At 57.5% G+C, this 23,424-nt stretch carries 17 protein-coding genes and 4 pseudogenes; 13 read left to right on the forward strand and 8 right to left on the reverse strand.

The features are described 5' to 3' along the window. The first annotated feature begins 15 nt into the window (after window positions 1-15). Both U0023_RS30865 and U0023_RS30870 read left to right on the forward strand, forming a co-directional pair. Entirely contained in the window at window positions 16-255 is a 240-nt protein-coding gene (locus U0023_RS30865; protein ID WP_009488960.1) for a DUF3302 domain-containing protein, read from the forward strand. Beyond that, window positions 252-1,032: pseudogene (locus U0023_RS30870) on the forward strand (efflux RND transporter periplasmic adaptor subunit); the annotation flags it as partial. The gene U0023_RS30865 and the pseudogene U0023_RS30870, both read left to right, overlap by 4 nt. Before the next feature lie 213 nt (window positions 1,033-1,245). Here the strand turns inward: U0023_RS30870 and U0023_RS30875 are convergent. Both U0023_RS30875 and U0023_RS30880 read right to left on the reverse strand, forming a co-directional pair. Further along, window positions 1,246-1,392: pseudogene (locus U0023_RS30875) on the reverse strand (IS6 family transposase); the annotation flags it as partial. A 157-nt stretch (window positions 1,393-1,549) separates the two neighbouring features. Continuing rightward, a complete protein-coding gene (locus U0023_RS30880) occupies window positions 1,550-1,798 on the reverse strand; it encodes a hypothetical protein (protein WP_009488964.1) in 249 nt (82 codons plus the stop codon). A 2,419-nt stretch (window positions 1,799-4,217) separates the two neighbouring features. On the opposite strand from U0023_RS30880, the gene U0023_RS30885 reads away from it, so the two are divergent. The 4 genes and pseudogenes from U0023_RS30885 to U0023_RS30900 all read left to right on the forward strand — a co-directional run. After that, complete coding sequence (locus U0023_RS30885) at window positions 4,218-5,699, forward strand: amidohydrolase family protein (protein ID WP_154660880.1); 1,482 nt, start codon at window positions 4,218-4,220, stop codon at window positions 5,697-5,699. A gap of 385 nt (window positions 5,700-6,084) precedes the next feature. Then, window positions 6,085-9,972: an ATP-binding protein gene (locus U0023_RS30890; RefSeq protein ID WP_323673925.1), complete on the forward strand. Its 3,888-nt coding sequence runs from the start codon at window positions 6,085-6,087 to the stop codon at window positions 9,970-9,972. Window positions 9,973-9,994: 22 nt separating this feature from the next. Beyond that, the gene (locus U0023_RS30895; RefSeq protein ID WP_195904134.1) at window positions 9,995-11,500 is read left to right on the forward strand and encodes a B12-binding domain-containing radical SAM protein; all 1,506 of its coding nucleotides are present in this window, start codon (window positions 9,995-9,997) and stop codon (window positions 11,498-11,500) included. An 80-nt stretch (window positions 11,501-11,580) separates the two neighbouring features. Beyond that, window positions 11,581-12,032 (forward strand): annotated as a pseudogene (locus U0023_RS30900) (IS6 family transposase); the annotation flags it as partial. Between the two features lie 16 nt (window positions 12,033-12,048). On the opposite strand, the gene U0023_RS30905 reads toward U0023_RS30900, so the two are convergent. After that, window positions 12,049-12,879 carry an IS5 family transposase gene (locus U0023_RS30905; RefSeq protein WP_009764920.1) on the reverse strand — a complete coding sequence of 277 codons (831 nt, stop codon included), beginning with the start codon at window positions 12,877-12,879 and terminating at the stop codon, window positions 12,049-12,051. Window positions 12,880-13,081: 202 nt separating this feature from the next. Here U0023_RS30905 and U0023_RS30910 point away from each other — a divergent pair, with 202 nt between their 5' ends. The 3 genes and pseudogenes from U0023_RS30910 to U0023_RS30920 form a co-directional block, all read left to right on the forward strand. After that, window positions 13,082-13,615, forward strand: a complete 534-nt coding sequence (locus tag U0023_RS30910; protein ID WP_322883902.1) for a winged helix-turn-helix domain-containing protein — start codon at window positions 13,082-13,084, stop codon at window positions 13,613-13,615. After that, window positions 13,587-14,147 (forward strand): IS630 family transposase, encoded by a 561-nt coding sequence (locus U0023_RS30915; protein WP_322883917.1) that lies wholly within the window; start codon window positions 13,587-13,589, stop codon window positions 14,145-14,147. Before U0023_RS30910 ends, U0023_RS30915 begins: the two co-directional genes overlap by 29 nt. 6 nt (window positions 14,148-14,153) lie before the next feature. Beyond that, window positions 14,154-14,459, forward strand: a pseudogene (locus U0023_RS30920) (DDE-type integrase/transposase/recombinase); the annotation flags it as partial. Between the two features lie 36 nt (window positions 14,460-14,495). Here U0023_RS30920 and U0023_RS30925 read toward each other — a convergent pair. From U0023_RS30925 to U0023_RS30935, 3 genes are read right to left on the reverse strand one after another with little or no spacing between them, the layout of a single operon-like run. Further along, window positions 14,496-16,373 carry an adenylate/guanylate cyclase domain-containing protein gene (locus U0023_RS30925; protein ID WP_245272835.1) on the reverse strand — a complete coding sequence of 626 codons (1,878 nt, stop codon included), beginning with the start codon at window positions 16,371-16,373 and terminating at the stop codon, window positions 14,496-14,498. A gap of 54 nt (window positions 16,374-16,427) precedes the next feature. Next, window positions 16,428-17,405, reverse strand: coding sequence for an MBL fold metallo-hydrolase (locus U0023_RS30930; RefSeq protein WP_009488975.1), 978 nt, complete (start codon window positions 17,403-17,405; stop codon window positions 16,428-16,430). A 36-nt stretch (window positions 17,406-17,441) separates the two neighbouring features. Next, window positions 17,442-17,804, reverse strand: a complete 363-nt coding sequence (locus tag U0023_RS30935; protein ID WP_009488976.1) for a DsrE family protein — start codon at window positions 17,802-17,804, stop codon at window positions 17,442-17,444. 206 nt (window positions 17,805-18,010) lie between these two features. Here U0023_RS30935 and U0023_RS30940 point away from each other — a divergent pair, with 206 nt between their 5' ends. From U0023_RS30940 to U0023_RS30955, 4 genes are all read left to right on the forward strand, one after another. Continuing rightward, the gene (locus U0023_RS30940; protein WP_009488977.1) at window positions 18,011-18,400 is read left to right on the forward strand and encodes a hypothetical protein; all 390 of its coding nucleotides are present in this window, start codon (window positions 18,011-18,013) and stop codon (window positions 18,398-18,400) included. A 328-nt stretch (window positions 18,401-18,728) separates the two neighbouring features. Beyond that, window positions 18,729-19,004 carry a hypothetical protein gene (locus U0023_RS30945; protein WP_322883903.1) on the forward strand — a complete coding sequence of 92 codons (276 nt, stop codon included), beginning with the start codon at window positions 18,729-18,731 and terminating at the stop codon, window positions 19,002-19,004. Window positions 19,005-19,549: 545 nt separating this feature from the next. After that, the gene (locus tag U0023_RS30950; RefSeq protein WP_195904135.1) at window positions 19,550-20,041 is read left to right on the forward strand and encodes a LuxR C-terminal-related transcriptional regulator; all 492 of its coding nucleotides are present in this window, start codon (window positions 19,550-19,552) and stop codon (window positions 20,039-20,041) included. Next, window positions 20,034-20,549: a hypothetical protein gene (locus U0023_RS30955; protein WP_009488980.1), complete on the forward strand. Its 516-nt coding sequence runs from the start codon at window positions 20,034-20,036 to the stop codon at window positions 20,547-20,549. The genes U0023_RS30950 and U0023_RS30955 overlap by 8 nt, the downstream gene beginning before the upstream one ends. A 31-nt stretch (window positions 20,550-20,580) precedes the next feature. Here U0023_RS30955 and U0023_RS30960 read toward each other — a convergent pair whose 3' ends face one another. Further along, window positions 20,581-20,808 carry a hypothetical protein gene (locus U0023_RS30960; RefSeq protein ID WP_154660883.1) on the reverse strand — a complete coding sequence of 76 codons (228 nt, stop codon included), beginning with the start codon at window positions 20,806-20,808 and terminating at the stop codon, window positions 20,581-20,583. Between the two features lie 1,305 nt (window positions 20,809-22,113). Then, the gene (locus tag U0023_RS30965; RefSeq protein WP_009489732.1) at window positions 22,114-23,310 is read right to left on the reverse strand and encodes an IS256 family transposase; all 1,197 of its coding nucleotides are present in this window, start codon (window positions 23,308-23,310) and stop codon (window positions 22,114-22,116) included. Window positions 23,311-23,424 lie beyond the last annotated feature (114 nt).

Here is a 23,424-nt window from a genome sequence, read left to right on the forward strand (position 1 = left end):
CGGGTGGAGGCTTCCATGTCGGGTCTCGATATCTTTGCCTGGATCGTCCTCATTGTCCTCGTTGCCACGGGTGTCGCGGTGTTCGTGGCGCTCGGGATAATGCCGGGACACATCGCCCGCAAGCGCGGCCATCCCTGGCCCGAGGCAGTGACGGTCGGAAGTTGGGCGACGCTGGTGTTCGGCTTCGTGTTCCGGCCGCTGGTGCTGATCTGGGCCTATGTCGATGTGCCAGCTCGGCGGGAGGCGTCCGAGTGATCGTCGTCCTGCTCAATTCCTACATCGCGCTGCTGGCCCTGTTCATCTGGCTGCGGTTCATTCCCTTCAACCTGTTCTTTAAGCTGTCGCCGGTCCTCATGCTGCTGCTCCTGCTCGTCGGGCTGTTCATCCCGATGGGGTGGGGCGCGCCGTCCGGCCGGCGGCGGCGATCCGCAACTCGGTGCAGATCGTGCCCGAAGTGGCGGGCGAGGTGGTCGACGTTCCCGTTGCGGCCAACACGCCGGTGAAGGCGGGCGACGTCCTGTTCCGTATCGATCCGACCACCTACCAGGCCCAGGTCCAGACCATCGAGGCCCAGCTCAAGTTCGCCGAACTGCGCCGCAGCCAATTCTCGGAACTCCAGAGCCGGGACAGTGGTCGCGCCTTTGACGTCCAGCAGCGCGAGTCCGAGGTCGAGCAGTTGAGAGCCGAGCTCGAAGGCGCCAGGTGGAACCTCGACAAGACCACAGTGCGGGCGCCGGCCGATGGCTACGTGACCAAACTGGCGCTGCGCAAGGGAGCACGGGTGACCGCGCAATCCCCGTGATGGCGTTCATCGACACGGCGGAGACGATCCTCGGCGTGGAGATCCAGCAGATTTACTCACGCTACGTCGAAGTCGGCTAGCCCGTGGAGGTTACGTTCAAGCCCTTCCCAGGCGAGGTCTATCTCGGCCGTGTCGAGACCGTGTTGCAGGCCATCGCGACCGGGCAGATGCAAGTCAGTGGTCTGGCCGTTGCCCCCTCGGAGGTCCAATCGGCCCCGTTTGTTGTACGGCCAGAGGGCAGGCGTATCAGCTTGTGATGCCAGCGCCGAAGGCCAACAAGCCCACGTACAGGCGGGAGCCGTGACAGCGCGGCGCTCGAGCCTCAGGGGGGCCCACACACATCCCTGCGAAACCTCAGCCCTACAGCCGAAAGGGCGACGCCGGCGGGTTGCGTCGCAAGTTTGCAGCAGGGGCGCGAAGATGGCCGCGATCTCATCTTAGGATTAGGCGGCGAGCAGATTGAACTGCTCGGCCAATGACGGCTGCGGATTGCAGGCATACTTCGCCTGCTGCTTGCGCATCATGTGGATCATCTCGATCCCACCGAGGATCACACGGGCAGTGGCCATTGACTGGAAGCCCAGCATCGGCAGCGCGTCAGAAGGCCGAAGACATTGAAAAGCCTCGTCAGCGCAGATTAGATAAGCTCGGTCGAAGCATCTGTGCTGGCTGCTGACTGTGACAGTCCCTATCCCTATCACGCCCTTTGGGGTCACTTTGGCGGAGTGGGACGCCTGCGCCACACTCTTAGAACAGCAAATGCCACACGCCCTCCACAACCTGAATATGTGCGTCGAGACGCTCACCTGGGGTGGAAGCGTTCTGGAGGGCAAGGTCATGCTGGTAAAAGAGTTTATCGTAAGCATCGACGGGTGTTGGATAAGCTGGCACGGCCGCTTTTCCGTCTTCTTTCCCCGCTGAGTAATCCAGCCCACCGTAGTTGCCGTAATACAGTCCATTGTCACCAAGATGAAAATAAGACGCGTTCGGGAGCATGGGTGGCCTCCTCAGTTATGTTCAACTGTCCATGTTTTCGTCGATTTATGTCAAAAACTGGGATGGGTTGAACCTGGGCAATATTTAGCTTTAAATTCCTAGCAACATCACTGCCCCTCAGGTCCGACAACAAGAACAAGACCTTTAACGGTGTTTTTGAAAGATGCTCTCACCCCACACCCCTGGGGTCAGTTTTTGGCGGCTGAGACTCCTAAGAGGTCCAGGCAAAAGGAAAGAACCCCAAGCAGGGAAACCTGGGGCTCTCTCAAGGGACCATGAAGGCAACATCGATCTGCCGAGGCGGTGTACACGAAGGAACGCCTGGGCAGAGAGACAACTCTGCATCCCTGTCTTTGGTCCCTCTCTGCTCCTCTAAATCTTGCTAAGGCACAGGTGGAAACATTCACCCCTCATGCTGTTACCGATAGGATGGGGGTTGCAATGTCTGAAACTGCCAAAGCTTCGTACTATCGGGAATTGAAGCGCGAGTTGGACTTACGGGAAACGGAGGCCCAGCTTCTTGTGGCTGCGGCGGAGAAGCTTGAGCGGGAAAGTCAGACCGCTACAGCCGAAGCAATCCGGGATATGTGGCGTCACAATGAGGTTGCGAGGCTTAGGCTTCAGACCCAGTTGGGGGCTCTCTTCTCCTGCTGAATGGCATTCGCTTACATAGTGGAACGGGCACCCGCACCTCTGGGGTCACTTTTGGCGGTGTGGGACTCCTAAAAAGTCTGGCAAAATGCAACCCGCGTTGGTGTCCCCGTGGCCACCATCGGAAACTGGGAACCGAGATGTAGGATACGCCAAGGACCAGCTAGGGTGCTGCAGTCACTGTCAGACTGGAAACCAGGGATTGTCGAAGAGGTCCTAGGAGGCTGAGACTTGAGTGCTTGATGGCCTACAGAATATATCCAAGCCCATACAGCAATAGCGTAGCGGTTATGGCAAAGCCCAGTGCAAGCAGGAGCCATGTTAGATACCTGCCGAAGTCATCCATCGTGAACTCCTTCGCAGACGGGCGACCTGGGAAATGGTAACGAGCCAGGATTGCCTTGGTTGGGCAACGCCTCGTCTAATCGAGGGCTAACTTCATCTGCCGTCCGGCATTGCCTTCTTTCGGGTAGACACAGGATCATTGGGATATTGGTCCTGCAATCCATCCCGGCAAAGGTTACTTTAGCCGCCTACTGACCTTGTGCATGAGGGTGGGGTGCCGCACGACGATCTGTTTCCAATAGAGTTGTTAAGGTTTCAGGCACAGCAAAGTATCCTGGCTGAGTTTGGTGGCCGCCGCCCCTCCCTCTTGGAAGTGGCTGCTCTCTCAGACGGTCTCCTGATGACGCTTGCCGGGTTTGGCCCACCGACGGTCAGGCAGGTTCGTTCAATCGTCCAAACCGGGCTCAAATCTCCGTCCACACTAGCGGGTCAGGATGATGCGGAGTTGGTGTCAGAGTACGGTTCCCTAATACGCGAACTGACAAAACTTGAGGAGGAGTTCCACCGCCGTGAACTTGAGCTTCGGGGGCGATTACGTGCAATCCGCCTTGAGCTTCGTGTGAGGGGGCTCCAACCAAAATGAAGCCCAGCAAAAGAAAGCCCCAAGACACACTCAGGGCTCAAGCCTTCACCAGAGGGAGAAACCATCACGAACAGGAGGAACCGTGAAGGCAGGGACAAACAACCCTGGATAGGCAACGTTCCAGCGTGCATTGGCCAATTAGTTCATGGGGCCAAAGGTGCCTCAACTAACTCAACACTTGGGTTTGGGACCCACCGATGCGTTGCACGCCGTCCGTCTGTGGGCCACCGACAAAACCGGTGCAATCGTCTCCAGAACTCAGCAAATGTGTGAGTAAGTTCTCGCGTCAGCAGTCTAAGTCGAATGGATAATTTACGGCTAGATCTGCTGACTTCGAAAGCCACTGACACCAACTTCATAGAGGTTCGTTTATCTAGCTTGGAAGTGCAGACTTTCACTCGACATTTATAGGCAATAGTGAGACATCCACAGTTCATTAAGCCTCCAGCATCTGCCATACGAGGTCATGGTTGCGTAATACCAGCTCCGATTCTCTGAGCTGTTCCAATCCTGCCCCACTCTCTTAGCATAAATACTATTCTTTAGAGTTATAGGCCAGACATAGACTTACGATTGATCCTCAACCATTATTGATCCGTCACTAGCGTAAGAGGGGTGCCCCCGATGCTGACTCGCCGCCAGGCCATCAGTGGAGCGCTGTCTACGATCGGGGTAAATCTCGGGGGGTGCGCAACTCTCGTTTCCCCTGCGACCGGCGTTTGTCCGGATGATCCACGTTACACCAGTTCAACTACTCCACTCACCATCGACACACACGTGCATGTGTTCAATGGATCCGACATCCAGGTTGAGCGATACATCTCTCTTGTGCGAGCTAGAGTGACCCCTGCTCTCAAGTATCTTGGCGAAATTCTCCAGGAGGTGGGATGGCATATTGCACCAAGTGGGACAGACGAGCTTGCACTCCTTCAAGAGATCAGCAAGCAGATGAGAGCGGAATGCAACGCCGGAAGGATCGAGCAGACTATCGCCGCTTATAGAGCTCAGAAGTACTTTCAGGGGCTTCAGGAGCTCACGCGTGCTTTGGATATCGTTGAGCGCCGCTATGTGGGCCAACCGCGTGCGGAAAGTGCAGACTCCATTGCTGACGCCATACGATCCCTTCCGACAGAGCACAACAAGTTGCGGGATCGCCTGCGGCAGCAGAAACTGAGAGGCTCAGCGCGGCAGGAAATTGATGCCGCTTTAGCGTTTGTATTACAGCAATTTCAGTATCGATATGTCAATGTCTTGGAGTATCTCTCTCGGTACTCTTCAGGTTCATCGCGAAAAATAGACCTTATAATTTGTCATCAATTGGACTTTGACTGGTCACTCGCTCACGGCCAGCCGACGAAAACCTCCATACAAGATCAGATCAATGTCATGGAGCAAATTTCAATTCTTACAGGAGGTCGAGTCCATTGCTTCGCTCCGTTCGACCCGATGAGGCAGGTTGCGTACGACCTTCAGCTGATTCAAGAGTCTCCCCTCGCGCTCGTTCAAAGAGCGATCAGCTCGCAGGGATTTATCGGCGTTAAGATGTACCCGCCAATGGGGTTTGCTCCTATGGGCAACTCATCGCTATCGTGGAGCCGCTGGCGAGAACCGTGGATTGCGCCAGCTCTGCAGCGTCCAGATATTGGTGTTCTCCTCGATAGGGCTCTGCTTCAATTATATAGCTGGTGTATTGCCAACAATGTGCCGATCATGGCTCATACTTCGAAGTCAAACAGCCCCTCATCCGACTTCGAGAAACTCACTAAAGCGTCCTACTGGCAATCCGTACCGGCGGGGCTAAGCGTTACGTTCGGGCATTTTGGGAATACGGAAGTAGGCCTCCAGAGTAATCTCGACCGCGCGAAGCAGTATATGAAGCTGATGCAACCAATGGGAAACCATGGGGCTAACTTTTATGCGGACTCGGCCTATTTCACACATGCCATCACCAATCCATCGAACCTCAAATCTGCCCTTCGCACCTTGTTCAAGACGATGCAGGGGCCAGGTTCAGTCCCTTTGAGTGAACGATTGATGTACGGCAGCGATTGGGAGATGCTCATCATCGAAGGTGGCGATACCTTTGGCTATCTCCGCACATTCGAACAGATTTTCGCCGAGCTTAGTGGCGATCCTTCGATTGGAGCTGAAGGTACGTTGAGCGATCGCTTCTTTGGAATCAACGCCGCAGATCATCTTTCATTGCACCCTGGGGTTCCCAACAGCACACGATCGCGACTCGACGCGTTCTATGCCGCGAAGAATGTGCCAAAGCCACTGTGGGCAACGAAAGTTGATATGCTCCCGCGAACTGTCAGCTGACCTGATCAAATGCAACTTGAGAACATCATGCTCCCCATTCTATCTGCCGATTCTAATGCTAAGCTTACGGCTGGGCCTGGGGCGTGCGCCACTTTCTTCCCAACGAGTCATACATAGTGACAGGAGATGGGCGGTTTTTATGGTAGCTTTTCCGTCTTGACCGGCGAGGTTTATGACCGACCGAGCATCACAGGACATCTTTAGGTTTCTGCCCGGGGTACTTATCGATTGGGCGGAGGGACGTGGTGCGCTTCCCCTGCAAGAGTCGCATGTTGGCGCGCTTCTAATAACTGACATCTCAGGTTTTACCCGCCTTACCGCAAGGTTATCACGCGACGGAACAAACGCCGGCGCAGAGAGGATCGGGCATGCTCTGAATCAGGTCGTGGGCGAGCTGGTTGAAGCAATAGAAAAGCGGGGCGGCTCTGTTCTAAGCTTTGAGGGGGACTCACTCCTTGCTGGCTGGAAGGCAGAGGGGGATCCACCTCAACTGGCATCGGCTGTCTGGCGTGGTTGTCACTGTGCTTACATCCTCAATCGAGAATTTGGTGCAATCGATATTGAGGGCGAGACGCTTACCCTTCGCTCAGGTGTCGCTGCAGGCACATTGAGCGTTGTGCATCTGGAAACACGCTCAAAAGATAGACAGGTCATCCTTACCGGTCCCTGTGTCTCGGAGGTCGCTCATTGTGCTGGGCTAGCCGAGAGTGGAGAAGTCTTGATATCCGCAGAGGCATGGCAGAGTGTCCGTGAGTATGCGAAGGGGCGAAGCACGGACGACATGGTCCGCCTTATTGAAATCGAAGATCCACCGCCTCTCAAGCGCGCCCCGCACAAAGCGTCCCCCGAACTCGGAAGCGCGGATCTCATAAATTATCTTCCGTCTGTGGTGCGCACTCGACTTGGCTCGCCTCTGGCGCGATGGCTCACAGAGATTCGGACTGTTACAATCCTATTTGCTCGAGTTACCCGCACAAACTTACTTAATGACATTGGCAGCCTTGAGCTCGTCGTTGATACGCTTCATGCAAAGGCAAGAAAGTTTTCTGGTGAGTGCCTGAGGATTGCAAGCTGCGAGGGCGGACTTCAAGCTCTCATTGCTTTCGGTTTGCCAGGGTATACCCATACAGACGACCCTCGGCGTGCCTGCCTCTCGGCCATAGAGCTTCATTCGGCCATTGAACAAGTAGGGCTGCAGCTGTCTATAGGCATCGCAACCGGAGACACGTTTTGTGGCCCTTTGGGGACACCCCATCGAGCTGAATACACAGTCCTTGGAGAAGCGGTGAATCGCGCCGCTCGGCTCACAACTGTTGCGGCCGGTCGTACGCTTGCGGATGCTATGACCGCCAGCGCAGCGTCCGAGTTTGTCAACTTCCAGGGTCCCTGGCCAATGAATGTCCCAGGGCTCCGGACTCCAATTGCGACCTACATCGCTATTGAGCGACGTAGCGATGGCGTGCCTCCCCTGGAACAGAACCTTGTAGGCCGCACTGCAGAATTGCTGCAACTGATTTCCCTTGTTCAGCGACCACATAAAGCCGGCACACAGATAATTCTCATCGAAGGCGAAGCTGGGATCGGAAAATCCGCACTGATGATCCGGCTTGCTCAAATTTGCCGGGTAGAAGGCTTCACCGTCCTTGTAGCGACTGCTGACGAGGTCGAGCGCGAGACACCATACTTCGGATTCCGCCGCGTCGTAAGACAGCTCCTTGGTGTCGAGCGCTTGCGTGGAGACCACGCATTCGATCAAATCGCCAAGCGGTTGGCAAACCGGCAAGAGCATGTTCCATATATTTCTCTTCTAGGAGACACACTGGACCTCGGGCTCAACGCCACGGCGTTGACCGAAGAGCTATCGAGTAGCGTCCGTTCCGAGAATCTACGACGTCTCGTCAGAGATTTGATTCTTGACGCACTGCAAACTGGATCCGGCTTCATCATAATCGAGGATGTGCAGTGGCTTGATGCTGCATCTAGACTCCTCCTTGCTGATATTGCCCGAACATCGAACCCGGTCACGGTCCTTCTCACTGCCCGCGATGCAACGCCTAAAGACTTTGAGTTCGAAGGCGGTACTGTTATTCAAAAGATTCGGCTTAAGCCACTGAATGAGCGGGAAACGACAGAACTGGCTCAGCACCTGCTGAAATACCCGAACCCGGGCGCCTATCTTAAGGATGAGATCTGGCACCGGACCGGCGGCAACCCATTATTCGTGGGTGAAATTTGCCAGGCGCTCAATCAAGCATCAGCTTCGTCGCCCCACCAAAGTACCGTCACATTGCCTCGGTCCGCTCGAGCGGCAATCTTGGGTCGCATGGATCTCTTGCCTTCCAATGAGCAACTCGTTCTCAAGATCTCAAGCGCCGTGACAGGAACTTTCACAGTTGAGGACCTCGGGGCCATTGAGCCTCTGAGGAAGGCAGATATCGATGTCTCAAATTGTATCTCTAACCTCGTTGCAGTGAATTTGTTAAGGCGAGACTTCGTTGAGGCAGACCGCTTCATGTTCAGCCACGCCGTCATTCGGGAGGTGGTGTATGCAAGCATGCCGTCAGAGCAACGGGAAGAAGCCCATGCCGAAGTTGCCCGTATGCTTGAGAGCAGTCACCGTCGCGCTGAACCCGAAACGCTAGCGCTTATTCTCCGGCAGTGGCAACAGGCCAAAGTTCCACCGAAGGAATTCGTTTACCTCGATGTCGTTGCAGAGATAAGGCTACGGCAATACAACAGCTCCGCGGCACTTGTGCTGGTTGATCGCTTCCTCGCAATGGCTGGAAGCGAACCCCAATATGTCTTACCAGCTGAGCGACTTGCGGCCGCTTATTTCACTAAGGGTGAGGCAGAACTAAACCTCGGTCATCTCGAGGCTGCTCGGCGCGCCTACGAAGATGGCCTCCGAATCATGAAGCTACCTCTCCCGAAAAGCTCCGTCGGTCTCACCGCAAGTATCTTGCGACAAGCCATCCGACATCTTTTCCGACATGTACGTCGACGAAACTCGGAATTAGCTGCCAATGATACGAGTAGTTCCTTAGGATCGAGCATCGATAGTGTGCTTCTCAAGGCGGCGCGGGTCTATGAAGACCTAACCCGGATTTACTATTTCCAAGGCGATAAGACCCGGCTGATTTATGCAACCCTACGCGCTACCGCTCTAGCCGAGCGGGTGGGCAGCATAACTCCTGTACTTGTTGTGAATTATGCAAGCCTCGGCGCAATTTGTGGAGTTATACCACTCAGGAAACAAGCAGAATACTACCTTCAGCTTTCGAACCGACTGTCAGAAGAATTGAACAATCCTGCGGTGAGGCCAAGAGTGGACCTCCTCACAGGGTTGTACAAGACCAGCGTTGGAGATTGGGAGCAAGCCAGGATCCATTTCGAGAGAGGTCTTGAGCAAGCATCTTCGGTCGGTGATACAAGACGATGGTGTGAACTCGCAGTAGGATTGGAAACGATCAGCAATCCATGGTTATTTAATCCAATCTTCCGGAGTGAGCATGAGTGGATCAAGCTCGTCGGTGCGATCTGTCGTGCTGGATTAGAACGGGATGACATCCAAGTACTCGGCTGCGGTCTAGCAGGCGGTTTACGCGGCTACCACGTTCTCGGTGTCCATAAAGAGGCGCTTGTATGCCTTCATCAGCTCTCAGATTTGTTAGGAGCCCGTGCGATGGAGCTTGAGCCTATCCATCGCCTTGAGGCTGCAGCGTATCTGGCGGATGTGGCGCACCTCCAAGGAGACTTGGATGTCTGGGAGAACCAGCTCACCGAGGCGCTTCGCTGGATCGACATGGTGAATCCAACCATGAAATCGAGAACACTGCCAGCTCTCAGCGGCGCCTTTAGAGCAGCGATGATTGAGTCTAGCGAGAACGCCAGCCAGGCGGCGAATGAGTTGTGTCTAAAGCTCGCCAGTGCTAGCGCGACAAAGCTCCGGCGCTTCGCAAGAATTTATCCCATTGGACGACCGGTGTCGTTTATGGCTTCCGGCGACTTGGAGGCAAAGTTCGGGAGAGAGCGCAAGGCCGTTCGGCTTTGGCGCAGGGCGCTTTCGGATTCGATGCGCCTACAGCTCTTCGGGATGGCGATAGCTGCACGGAAACGGCTCCAAGCCCAGAACGCTCCCCTTGATGACATTTGCCTCATGGCGTCGATGCAACTGGATGCCTTGTCAGAGATCTATGACCGCTCTCAGTGGGAAATTGCAGAGCGGTCTGCCGCAGGATTTAGTCTCATTCGTAAGGATAGCTCTGGTGCATAGACCTGCGCGTAAGCCTCGAGTCTTGATCGTCATTGCTCATTTTGACGATTCGCGTAACCCAAACGGGCGCCCCAATTTTGTACCGCAAGGCGTCGGGCACGCATTTCTGGCAGGAGCCTTCGCCAGCAGTGAAGTTGAGCTGATGCTTTATAGTGAGTTCTATAGTGGCCCACTCGCTGACGAGAAGATGTTTTCTTGGCCAGACATGTTGGTTCTTACGGGGGTCACATCAGCGTTCGACAGAATGCGGCAGCTCGCAGCCTACACACGCGTCAAGTCGCCTAAATGCGTTGTTGTCGCTGGAGGGCCCGCCGTTCGCAATTTGCCGCGAACGAGTGCCAGTACCTTCGACTACGCTTGCAATGGAGATGTTGAGGAATTGGCCACTGTAGCACAGGAGGTTTTCGGGCCTCATGTCGTGGCAGACCATTTCCGCCCACGCTTTGATCTTCTAACGTGGAATGGCCCGGTTAACTATGCGGAATCGAGCCGGTACTGTAATTTTCGTTGCTCCTTTTGTGCTCTGACAGCGGAGAATAGGCCTTATGCAGCTTATGATTTAGACTTTGTGGAGGAGCAGCTCCGATCATATCGGCGCCCTAAGCCGGTTCTTTTCGTAGACAACAATTTTTATGGCAACAATCGCTCCTTGTTCTACCAAAAGCTGGATCTGCTAGAAGATCTTGTAAAGCGTAGAATCTTACCTGGATGGCTTGCGCTGGTCACAAGTGACTTTTTTTCAGATCCTATGAACCTCACCCGTGCGCGTGAGGCAGGCTGCCTTGGCCTATTCTGCGGCGTTGAAAGTTTCAACGCGGACCAAATTAAAGCCTATAACAAACGGCAAAATCTTGTTTTGCCACAGCTCGAAGTCATCAGGGCATGTTTAGAAGCCGGAATCGTTTTCCAGTATGGTCTGCTTTTTGACCCAACGGTGCAGCTGCTCGAAGACATGGAGGCAGAGCTCGACTTTGTCCTGAATTGCGACAGGATCCCTCTTCCGGCATTCCTCAGCCTCACGATCCCGCTCCTCGGAACCCCCTTGTTCCACGACCGTCTTCGGTCAAAGCAGTTCCTTCCAATGGCGAAACTCAGGGATATGGACGGATATACCCTACTCACACGACCGATTGACGAGCTTGAACGGGTAGTCCCATTTGTTCGAAGCCTTGCGAAACTGAATGGCCACAGCAGGCAGATCGCACGTCACAGTTTTGGCTTTTGGCGTCGATACCGGCGATCTCTTTCTGTGCGTCAGATGACATGTTTGATCGCAAATAGCGCCCGCTTGTGCATGCCTAGCCTGATCAACAATCGTCGTAGCCCGTCTCTCACTCATGACGAGACACTCACCTATATTACCTCTAGTCAGCCTCTCGGACCACTTTATCAGCCACTCTTCGCCCTCCCCGAGCATCTCCGACAGAATTTCAGCCCGACCATGATTACAGATGAAGCAGGAGAGGTTCATCCCGATATCGCGGGAAATCTCACCAGGTTATCAACCCCGGTGCGTGAGCAGGGATGATATCGTTAGGATCGTTCGCCTTCTTCATACGGTAGCGTCAGGTTAACCGGTAGGTGACCGGAAAGAGGCATAGAGGAGGGATGAAGAACACGCGTCATTCTCCTTATGCTCGCCACCGCTTTCCGGCCGCGGTCATCAGCCATGCCGTCTGGCTCTACTTTCGGTTCCCGCTCAGCCTGCGGATGGTGGAGGAAATGCTGGCCGCCGCGGCATCCTGGTCAGTCATGAGACGGTGCGACAGTGGGCGCTGAAGTTCGGTCAGAACTTTGCCAACCAGATCCGCCGCCGTCTTCCGCTAGCCGGAGACAAGTGGCACCTCGATGAGGTGGTGATCAGCATCGCCGGTCGGAAGCATTGGCTCTGGCGTGCTGTCGACCAACATGGGATCGTGCTCGATATCCTGGTCCAGAGCCGCCGCGATGCCAAGGCGGCCAAGCGGCTGTTGCGCAAGCTGCTCAAGAAACAAGGCATCGCACCGCGCGTGATGATTACCGATAAACTCGCAAGCTCCGGCGCGACCAAGCGAGCTATAAGAGGCTGGTGAGCAATTATCTTTCTTTCCGCGTGAGGCGGCGCAGCAAAATGCGGCTCATCGCAAGATAAAGCAGCATCTCGCCGGTCTCGACTAGGCGTTCGTAGTCCTTGGCGAGGCGGCGGTTGGTGGTCAACCAGGCGATGGTCCGCTCAACGATCCATCTGCGTGCGAGCACGTGAAAGCCACTCGGCCGTGTTGGGGGCTCCGCGTCGGCCCGCATCCAGACGCCACCGCTCCACCAGTGTTGCGGAATGGATAGCTTCCATCCGAGCGCTCTGCACAGCCAATCCTTCAACCCTCGATAAGCCGTGTCCGCCCACATGAGCTCGATAACCGGGAAGAGATGCTCTAAACCCTCCAACAGGAGCTCGGCGCCCGCGCGGTCATGGATGTCGGCCGGATGCACCTTGTTCTTCAGCAGCGTTCCTTGCGTATCAACGAGCAAGTGACGCTTGCGGCCCTTGATCTTTTTGCCACCATCGTACCCACGTGGTCCACCCATCTCAGTGGTTTTGACCGACTGACTGTCGATGATCGCCGCTGTCGGCTGAGGAGCCCGGCCAATCATGCGGCGATAACTCTCGCGCAGCACTCGCGTGACCTGCTCCCACGTCCCGTTCTCGCGCCACTGGGCATAGTGATAGAACACGGCGTAACGCGGAGGGTATTCGTGCGGTAGCAGCCGCCACTGGGCGCCGGTGCGCAGCAGATAGAAGATGGCGTCGGTGATGCGTCGGAGCGGATAAGTCTGCCGTCGCCCGGCGGGATGGCTGCGGGTTATCAGCGGCTCCAGCAGCGCCCATTCCGCATCAGTGAGATCGCTGGCGTAGGAACTGACATCCATGGCACGGGCTCCTCAAACGTGAAACAGCCCGCATCCGCCTCCGCGGCCCAGCACCAAACCTATTCTGAATCAACCACTTGGCTCGAGCAATAAAATTGCTCACCAGCCTCTAATACCCAGCCAGGGAATTGCTGACTCGGATTTGCGTCGGGGCGCCTGACGTGATTCACTGCGGAGCGGGGGCGTTGTTGAGGGGATCAGCATGGCTGCCCTCCGGATCCGCCAGGACTACTCACCATCCGACTTACGCCAACGGGCTGCTCGTGAGAGGGACACCCGGGCCAGCCTGCGGTTGCTGGCCATTGCCAATGCGCTTGAGGGCATGACCCGAACGGAGGCCGCCCGGCTGGCCGGCATGGAGCGCCAGGCTCTGCACGATGCCATCCTGCGCTTCAATGTCGAGGGACCTGACGATCTGCATGACCGGCCCCGCTCGGGTCGCCCGGAACAACTCAACCCTGGGCAGCAGGCCGCGCTCAAGGCCCACATTCTGCACGGGCCGGAGCCCGAGCGCGATGGGGTCAGTGCCTGGCGTCTGGTCGACCTGTGTGAGCATGTCGAGCGGACGTATGGCGTTCACTACAGCGAATGGGGGCTCTCGTGCCTGCTCAAGCGGCTGAACCTGTCACGGCAGAAGACCCGGCCCTCGCACCCGAAGGGCAATCCGGCCGCGCAGGCGGCGTTCAAAAAAGGAACTCCCGTCAAAGCTGCAGGCCCTCGCGACCGAGCACCCTGAGGCGCGTCTTCAACTCTGGTGCCAGGATGAAGCGCGCTTTGGCCAGAAAGGCCGGACCACCCGCGTTTGGTACGAGCGTGGGGTACGTCCGCCCGGTGTGGTCGATCAGCGCTTCGAGAGCTTGTATCTGTTTGCCGCCTGCCGGCCCGGCACGGACGAGACCTTCGCGTTGGCTCTGCCGCGGGTGAACACCGACGCGATGATGATCTTTCTGGAGCAGTTTGCCCGGCAGCTCGAACCCGGCGTACATGCAGTGCTCGTGCTGGATCAGGCTGGCTGGCACGACGCGCGGGCCTTGCACGTGCCAGAGACGATCACGCTGTTGCCTTTGCCGCCGGCGTCACCCCAGCTGAACCCGGTGGAGCGGGTCTGGCTCTACCTGCGTGAGCGCTATCTCTCGCATCGGATGCTCGACGATTATGAAGCCGTGTTGGACGCGGTCTGCCGCGCCTGGAACCGGCTCCTCGACGAGACAGGCCGTCTCACAACATTGACGGCCTACCCGTATCTCACTGCGTCAGGAATTCCATGAGCGGGTATAATGCCGTGTGTCGAGCATCGGCAGCATAAAGGCTTAAACAATCGAGCGGAAAACAGCCACCAACCGACCCGAAGGCGCGAGCGCATCATGACGCGCTTCAAGTCAGCCGGTCAGGCTCAACGCTTCCTTTCAGTCCACGATCAGGTTGCAAACCTCTTCCGCCGCTCTACCCACTCCAAGGCCGCCGATCATCGCCGTGCCCGCGCTCGGGCGTTCCAGGCCTGGACTGAGATAACCGGCGTCGTTACTGTCGCCTGGTCCAGCCTCAAACCAGGGTCCGCGTATCCTTCTCCGACAACTTGACGGTGCCATTGGCGGCACAAACGAAATTAGTCGGTGTCACTCTGGAAGACCAGCCGTGCGTAGGCCGTCAAACAAGGCACGCTGAAAGGATCGGCTCGGGGGCATCGATGCTTGCTTGATCGCTGCAATCGTGATCCCAGGATGGGCCTGGACAAGGTGGGTGAGCGCCTCTCTCGCCTGATCCAATCTTCCCAGATTGGCGTATGCCGCTGTAACAATCCGCCACGCCCACGTCGCACTGGGCTTCTCCGCAATCCCCCGGCGCACCCACGATGCAGACTCTGCGAACCGTTCGGCATGAAAGTGAGCGATGCCAATTCCAATGGCAGCATCGAAGTTGTACGGGTCGAGTGGGCTGATGCGGATCGAGCGCTGGAAGTGTTCGATGGCAAGTTCCGGCTGGCTCAGAAAGTTCCTGATCCAGCCACTGTGATGCCATGCCCAGGCTGAGTTCGGATCAAGTTGCATGGCCTTGTCAATAATCGGGATGGCCTCAGCGAACTCTCTTCCCACGGCATAAGCCGACGCGAGAACCGTCAATACGAGCGGATCGTTGCTGTCGAGACGGGCGGCTTCCTTCGCCAGCCTGAGAGCCGCCGAACGCTCCTCCTCCGGATCCTTGGTCCAGAGGTATGGCACCCGCTGGCCATGACACCAAGCAGCAAGTGCTTTGGGTAGGGCATAACCTGGATCAAGAGTTATGGCCTGTTCGAGTAGTTTAAGGGCCTCTTCATTCATCGCGCCTTCCACCGCCCAGATCGACGGTAGAGCCCGCATAACGTAGTCATAGGCATGAAGATTGCCCGGTCTCTTGCGCCGAGCACGCTCGATCTCGGACGAGCGGATGGTGGGCTGCAATGCCCCGATGATGCTCTCAGTGATTCGATCTTGTAAGTCGAACAGGTCCGTGATTTCACCGCCGTAGCGATCCGACCATATATAGCCGCCACTCTGGCCATCGATAAGTTGCGCTGTAATCCTGACCCGATCACCCGCCCGCCTCAGCGTGCCTTCCAGCACATAGCGGACTCCTAGCTCTCGGCTGACCAGCTTCACATCCGCTACGCGTTCCTTGTAGGCGAGGGCGGAACTTCGCGCTATGACAAAAAGAGAGCGAAAACGCGACAGGGCAGAGGTCACTTCGTCCACGATGCCATCAGCCAGAAATGCTTGATCCGGATCTTCACTCAGGTTTGTGAATGGCAGCACCGCGATGGACGGTATGTCCAGAATAGGTGGCATGTCAGGTGAGTTCCCTGGCGTGAAGCTGGCCGAGGCAGTGCTGATTAAGCCGACACTGTAGGCTCGAACTGGCTCCTCGAAATTTTTTACCTTCTGAAGTCCAAGATCCGCAAATGCGAGAGGCAGCGCCTTCCGCGCATACCCGTAGGCAGCCTCGGAGAGGCAGACGCCACCCGGCTCAGCAATGCTTTCCAGCCGAGCGGCGATGTTCACGCCGTCTCCGAGCAGGTCGCCACCCCGTACCATCACGTCGCCGACATGGACCCCGATCCGGAACTGGAGGCTGCGCTCCGCAGGCGTGTCTTGGTTTTCTTGGATGAGAGCATTCTGGACTCGGACGGCGCATTGGACGGCCTCAACAGCGCTGGGGAATTCGGCCAGAACACTGTCGCCAGCCGTATTGGCAATGCGCCCGCCGTACTCGGCAATCAGCCGATCCAAGACCTCCCGATGGGATATCAGGTTCCGGAGTGTGCCCAGCTCATCCTGTTCCATGAGGCGTGAGTAGCCTGCCACGTCAGCCGCAAAGATGGCTGCCAGCCGCCGCTCAACCTTGTGCTCCTGCGGACCCATGGGAGCCTCGGTATAGTTCCAGATCGAATTATGCTGCTCGCCGCAGTGAGGTGTCCAGCCCGCATCGGCAAGTGGGTAAGCCAAACTGTCAAGCTTCATCTGGAGCATCATGCTGACCTGGGCGGTGACGGGAAGATGGTCGAATAAGCTCTGTCAGAACGTATACCGTTTACCGACAGCCGAAGGCGCAACTACCGGCTCGCCGAAAGCCTGCGTCAGCGCCATGACGGCCCGCCATCCAGTGCAATGGGCTGCCGCTATGGTCTTCAGGCCAAACTCCCTCATGCCTTCCACCGTCTCAGGGATGATTTTCTCGTTGCCGCCCGAGAGGTGAAACCCGCCCACAACGGCATGGAGCGGCACACCGGGAAAGCAGTCCTGAGCATGCTTGAGGACATTGACCACCCCAGCATGGGAGCAGGCCGTGAACACGATGAGGCCCTTATCCTTCACGTTAGCGGCAACCCAGCGCTCATCCATGAGCAAGGGATCAGGCTCCCAGCCGCCCTCATTGGTCTGTCGATACTGTCCCGGAAAACCATGCTCGAAGGCCGTTCGGCGCGGGATTTCGCCGCTGACATAGAACATCCCCTCTGAGAGGCTTTGCGGCTCAGTCGTGTTGATGACCTGTGCGCCGCGAGCCGTCAGGGCCTCAACATTGGGAATGTCCTCCATCAGCCGCATGCTGCCATCCGGTTGCTTCATAGCACGGGTCGCGTACATGCCGGGATGGGCATAGAATGGGACCGGCTGCCCACCATTGCGCTCGCGGATGAGATCAAGCGCTCGGAGCATCCCGCCCGCGTGATCCCAGTGGCCGTGGGAGAGGATGATTTCTTCGACAGTGCCGAGATCAACCCCCAGTCGAGAGACATTAGGCTCGAAGACCTCCTCCTCTGGCCCCGTGTCGAAGAGGATGGTGTGCCTGCTCTCGCCACGGTAGGCGGTGATCAGGCATGACAAGCCATGGGCAGCACAGCAGATGCAGCGGCCCGACAGCCGTTTCATCCCGTTCCGCCACAGGTAAGTCCACTCGTTCTCGACGAAGCCTGGAACAGTGGACAGGCTGTCCGTTACATTGTCCACCAGGACATGGATCTCAACCCGATCAACGGTCGTAGTTGCTGTCACGAAGGTCTCCCATTCCAGCCCCCATTGATGGTCTCATCAGTAGACAATGCTGCGGTCGCACTCCATGACCAGCTGCACCAATGTGGGTGGTGCTCCCTTCTCGTGAGGCAGACCTTGTAGATCATGGTCGGTCACACCTCGTGCGGCGCACGAACCGCCCGAGAGGTAGAGACGACCGCCTCCCGCAATGATCTTCAAATAGTGTTCGTTCAGCGCCCCTGTGCCGAGCCCGACCAGGGCGTTCCGCACCGGTTCGCGCAGGAGTTGGACGGCATCGCCCGCGAGAAAGACATGAACCTCATGTCCAGCTTCAACTGCCGCCGCTGCGACAAAGAACGCGAGCGTCGCTTTGGTCGGATTCTCAGGGCCACAGGTGATATGGACAAGAAGACTTGGCATCACGGCCTCCGAGAGCACTGCTCCTGCCGATCATGCTCGTGATCTCTTCCGGCCTCAACCAGAGCAGATGGAATATTTCGGGGGCTTTGTGCTCACGGCAGGGTAAACCGGATCATTAACATAGCCCACTGAAGCGGCTATAATATTCGCAAAGTTCGTGCTGCGTCGATCTGGGCGGTCTCTCCAATTTTGTGAGGGGGCCTGCGATGACAAAGCCTCTCCTGGCTGTTGGCCTTTGGTGCGTTGCCTTTGTGGTTGGCGTCGTGGGTCTCATCACCACCGGTCCCGGCAATCCCCGCTTTACCGGCACGGTCGTTCTCGATTTCAAGCCGTTCTGCCAAAGCTTCATTGTGCAGACTGAAAAAGGCTTTGTGCTGCTGGAGTGGGAGGACGGCACTCTGTTCTTCGGTGAGGGCGACAGGCTCGTTGGGCCACTCCACACAATGGGGCTCCAATCCTTGAATGTGGAGGGACGCGGTGCGATGACGGCGCGGTTCAAGGCCTGGGTTCCTGACCTTGCTGCCGCTCAACAGGTGTTTCGGGAGCGCTGCCGCCTTGCTCCCGGCACACCCCTGGCTGGACCAGTGCGAGAGTAGAACTGAGGCAGTACATCTGCGACAAGCTGAACTATACAAAATAGTGAGCATCTTTGTCGGGTTTCCAACAGACAGATGCTCTCTTCTCCAGTATTTCGTGCTGCGCCTTCAGCAAAAACATCCAAGCAGTGTGGTGCGATACCGATCAGTAGTCTCATACCGAGGTGGTCAGAGCGGTTTCATAACTGATGTATGCTGGGGCGGGATAGTTTAGGGATGAACGTTTCTTGAAGTTGTGCCTGTGCCGAGCTTAGTTCCCGGACCGCGGGTGCGGCTCGGCACAGGCCAATCGGGGGCTCTCATGCAGAACCAACAGCATATCTCATCTTTGCTGGACCGCCTGATCGTCGGGACAAACCAAAGCTTCGACTTGCATGGACTGTTGCAGAGCACGTCGCGGACTCTGGCGAACCTTGATTTCGAGCATCTGCACGAGGTGCAGCGCGTGGAACGAAGCCGAACTGATCCTGTGCTGAAGAAGCAGATCATTGGGAACCTTCAGCGCAGGCATCGCGAGCGGCGTCAGCCCTATACGATGCTGATTGCTGAACTCCAGAAGCACCTGTCGTCGGCGATGGCGGACGACCTTCATGCCGTGGGTTGACGGATTTTCGACTTAACGGGCCACCTCCTACGGACTGCGACTTCAAGCGCCCTCGATGGGCGCTTTTCGTACGTTCTCCCGGAGCCTTGAGGATTAAGGTGAGTGCGTTGCCAGTCGTCGCCCTTTATCGCTAAGTTTAGGGAGCAGAGCATGCCGATCGGCATATTGCGTTAGACTATGGGATAATTGGGTTTTGTCTGGTTGCCGACAGACGGTTCTCCCGCAACCTATTTACCTTTGCTTAACTTGAGAGCCAATAGGGGGCAAAGATGACTGCACAAACGCTGACGCTTGTTCATAATCGCTCGTCGGCCCCAGACCTTCCATCCAGCAATCTTATTCCAGCAATCTCTACCGCTCTGATCTGCGACAGCTTCCTCTTACAGTCAGGGCTTCGAAACATCCTCCAGGGGACTTTGTTCGCTCTTGCGGAAGCCGCTTCGGCCCCTGTCTCAGGACGGCTTCATCCGCGAGGATCGCAGCCCGCACTGGTGCTTATCGAGGCCAAGCAGAACGCCAGTCGCTGGGTTGAAGCCGTCCGACAAGTGAAAGAGCAGTTCCCGCAGGCTCGGATCGTGGCTCTGGCGGATCAGTTCGACCTCAGCGTGGTGCGGCTCGGGCACGCGGCGGGCGTGAATGGCTTCTGTCTCACAGCCTCGGCTCCTGAGGTTCTGATCAAATCGTTTGAACTGGTGATGCTTGGCGAGACTGTGCTGCCTTCGGCGATCTTTCGCTCTCTTACGAGCGGTGCAGCCTCGGATCAGGATCAGTCGCTCCATGTCAACAGTGTAGCAGAGGCGAAGCTGCCTGCTCTGGAGGCTTGCAAGCTCTCCATGCGGGAAAGAGAGATCCTGGGATGCTTGACCAAAGGCGAGCCCAACAAGGTCATCGCCCGCAAGCTGGAGATCACGGAAGCCACGATCAAGGTCCACGTCAAAGCCATTCTGCGCAAGATCGGGGCCACCAATCGTACCCAGGCTGCCATGTGGGCCTCTCAGCGCCTACCAAGGACAGAAGGATCGACCCTGAATGTCTGAGACGTTGCCGATGAAGATTGCTGTTGGCGATGAAGTTCGCGTCCATTTCCATCCGCCCGGTTCGTGGAAGAGCTTCTCGGAGGGCGTGGTCAGGCGGGTGGATGTGACCACTCCGGAAGGGCGCTTCTTCGTGCTCGAAGTCCGGAATGAGGTCCTTCTAGACCGACCGCACCGGATCAGGCCCGATTTTCACGATTACGTTCCGTATGAGGGCCGGAGCGATTTCCCTGGCCGGATCGAGGTATTGACCCCCGCAGCCCAGTACCTGGAAGCACAGGACCCAGAGACGGAACCCGCGTCCCTTCCGGCATCGGTAAAAGCGCCTGCAGTCTCCCTGCGAGGAGCAGACGAGCAGTATTTGGATGAACTGGATCTCTCCTCAGAATCTGAGACGGAGCGAACACCTGAAGCGGCAGGCGATTCTGAACCGGATCAGGTTGATGTTGAGCCTCAGCCCGTCCACAAACAGGGTGGCCTGATTTCTGCATTGTTCGGACGAAGAGAGTAAGAGGGACGCGACAGGATTTTCCGGAGTACGATTATCGTCGCCGCCACGGCCACTCTGGATCGCTCTTCCTGACGAACAGACGCCGTGCCTTTTGCGACAGGCTGAGTACAGTTCTGGAAAGAGGCGGCTGCGCGAGCTTGAGATCACGCCGATCCTCCCGCTTGAACGAGCGCAATGCCTCGGCAGAGAGCTTGGGCAGACCTTCGGTGGCTAACCGATGGCGCAACTCCTGCAAAGTTGTTTCGGGGTCGTCGGGCATGGCTGATCCCGCAGCCTGAAGAGCGACCAATCCGAGTCATCGCTCAAGGGAAGGGGAGGTTCCATTCCGTGCCCTACCCAAGAAGGGGGACAGGCGCCATTGGGTGGAGTTGCAGGAGTAAAAGCCCGAAGTTTGGGCAGAGGGTGAAAGCCAAAATGCTGCTCCATTGGTGCTCTACCTGGAAGAGCACTGTCCCAGAGTGAGGAACATCAGCGGAGGTCGGTTCGATGCTAAAGCCTTTCTCGCGATACCTGACCGCTGTCGAGGAACACCTTCCCTCCGAGCACCGTCCCCTTCTGCGGAATGGAATCTATCTGGCGATCTTAGACTGGTATACCGATGGCACCGAACCCATAGAGGCTGCCGCTCGGATCAGACATGCGGTGACGGGATAGGCTGCTCCAGCACATCAGGGCTGTTGGAGACTTGGTAGGCTGCGCCATTGGTCGATCCGCCTATGCGGTCCCGTATTTCGCCAACACCTACAAGGTGGCCGAGGCAATACAGACTGCGCTGTGTCCTTGTACTCCGGAGGCTACTACGCAGCCGAGCGCAAAGGTCTACTGCGGGGGCTTCGTACCGGTCATGACGGGTTCTGTTTCGACTCTCTCTCCGTCGCTCGCCTCGTTGTTCTCGTCAGTGTTCACACCGTCCCAGACGCGTTAGTTCCGGACGGGTCTGAACCATCGGACGGCGCTCAAAGCAAAGGTGCTGGCGCAATTTGAGCAGGCGCTTCCCAGCATCTTCTTACGGAGCATCAGTTGCGAGTGGCCATGGATTTCGGGTCAGGCTCGGGATTTGTTCCTCCGGGTTCGTTTCAAGAGCCTCGGATCGCGGACCTTGCGGAATTTCGATAGCACCCACTGTATCTACCCAATCAAAACGCGGGCGTAGCGAGAGATACGACGCAAGATCTGGAAACGGGACTGAGATCGGGTTTTCAGCGCCGACCTTTTCTTGCGATGGTAGGAAAGGTTCAGCTGGTTCTGAAGGTGGAGGCATCAGTGTGGCGATGGGAAAACCCGGCTCAGCAGGCTCGGGCGGCGGGGGCAGCGAGGTTTCTATAGGCACCTCGGGTAGGATGGGGGCGGCAGGATCAGGTGGGGGCGGCAGTTCAACGATTGGCGAGACGGAGGAGAATGTCGGTTCAGCGGGTTCCAGGGGTGGCGGCATGAGCGCTGGGACCGGGGAATTGGGTTCGGCAGGCTGCGGGGGAGGAAGCGCCACAGTAGCAGGCGGTTCGCGCGAAATTGGGGTTTGGATTGTGTGCGTCAAGTTCTGCAAAGCGGGCGGCCGACAGGCTGGCTAAGCGGCTTGGCGGAGTTGATCCTTTTTGTGCTCCTTCAGATCGTCCATGTTGAGGTAGCGGTGAGCTTCGAGCCAGTTCTCGTGCATCTCCACCGCTAGCGCCCGCACCAGCCGGCAGCATGAGGCGGCATTGGGGAAGATCCGCACCACGTAGGTGCGTCGGCGGATCTCCTCGTTCAGGCGCTCGAGCATGTTGGTGCTCTTGAGATGCTTATGGTGCTGGCGCGGCAGCCGGTAGAACGTGAACGTCTCCTCGATTGTTTCCTCGGCCCAGGCGATCAGGCGCGGGTAGCGCGCCTCCCACTTGGCGATCCAGGCGGAGAGATCCCGCCGCGCCTCCTCGACCGAACGCCGGTCGTAGAGCCAGCGCAGCTCCTGCAGGCAGTCGTCATCGGCCTTGCGCGGCAGGTGATCGAGCGCGTTGCGGAGGAAGTGCACATAGCAGCGCTGGTAGGCGGCCTCACTCAGCACTTCGCGGATCGCCGCTCTCAGCCCGGCATGATCATCGGCCACCACCAGCTCGACCCCGGACAGCCCGCGCTCGCGCAGGCCCAGCAGAAACGTGCGCCAGGAGGACTGGCTTTCCCGGTTGGCCATCTCGACGCCCAGGATCTGGCGCCGGCCATCCCAGTCGATGCCCACCGCAATCAGCACCGCCTGCGAGCGGACGATGCCGCCCTCGCGCACCTTCTCGTAACGGGCATCCAGGATCAGGTATGGGAACGGCTCCTCGAGCCGGCGGGAGGCGAACTGGGCCAGGCTGTCGTCGAGCCGCTTGTTGATCGAGGAGATGGCGGAAGCCGAGAAGCTGTGGCCGCACAGCTCCTCGGTGATGGCCTTGACCTTGCGGGTAGAGACCCCCTGCACGTACATCTCGGCCAGGGTGGCGACCAGCGCCTGCTCGGAGCGCTGATAGCGCTCGAACAGCTCGGTCGAGAAGCGCCCGTCCCGGTCCTGCGGCACCCGCAGCTCGAGTTTGCCCACGCGGGTCACCAGGGTGCGGGTGTAATAGCCCGAGCGGTAGCCGAGGCGGGAGGCGGTGCGCTCGCCCTTCTCGGCCTGGAGCGCATCGGTCATCTCGGCTTCGAGCATCTCCTGCATGACGGCCCGCACGATCTCGCGCAGCCCGTCCGGGTTCTGGCTCAGAAGGTCCTTGATGGCGGCCGCGGCAGGTTTATCCTTGGAGTTGGTCATGGTGGGGCTCCTCTCGGAGGGTGACGTTGAACATCACCATCCTGCCATGACCGCCCCGATCAGGCGATTTGCAGAACCTTCACCACACTACTGGGGTTTGCTTCGGCGGTTGCG

The organism is Microvirga lotononidis (assembly GCF_034627025.1).
GTDB lineage: Bacteria > Pseudomonadota > Alphaproteobacteria > Rhizobiales > Beijerinckiaceae > Microvirga > Microvirga lotononidis.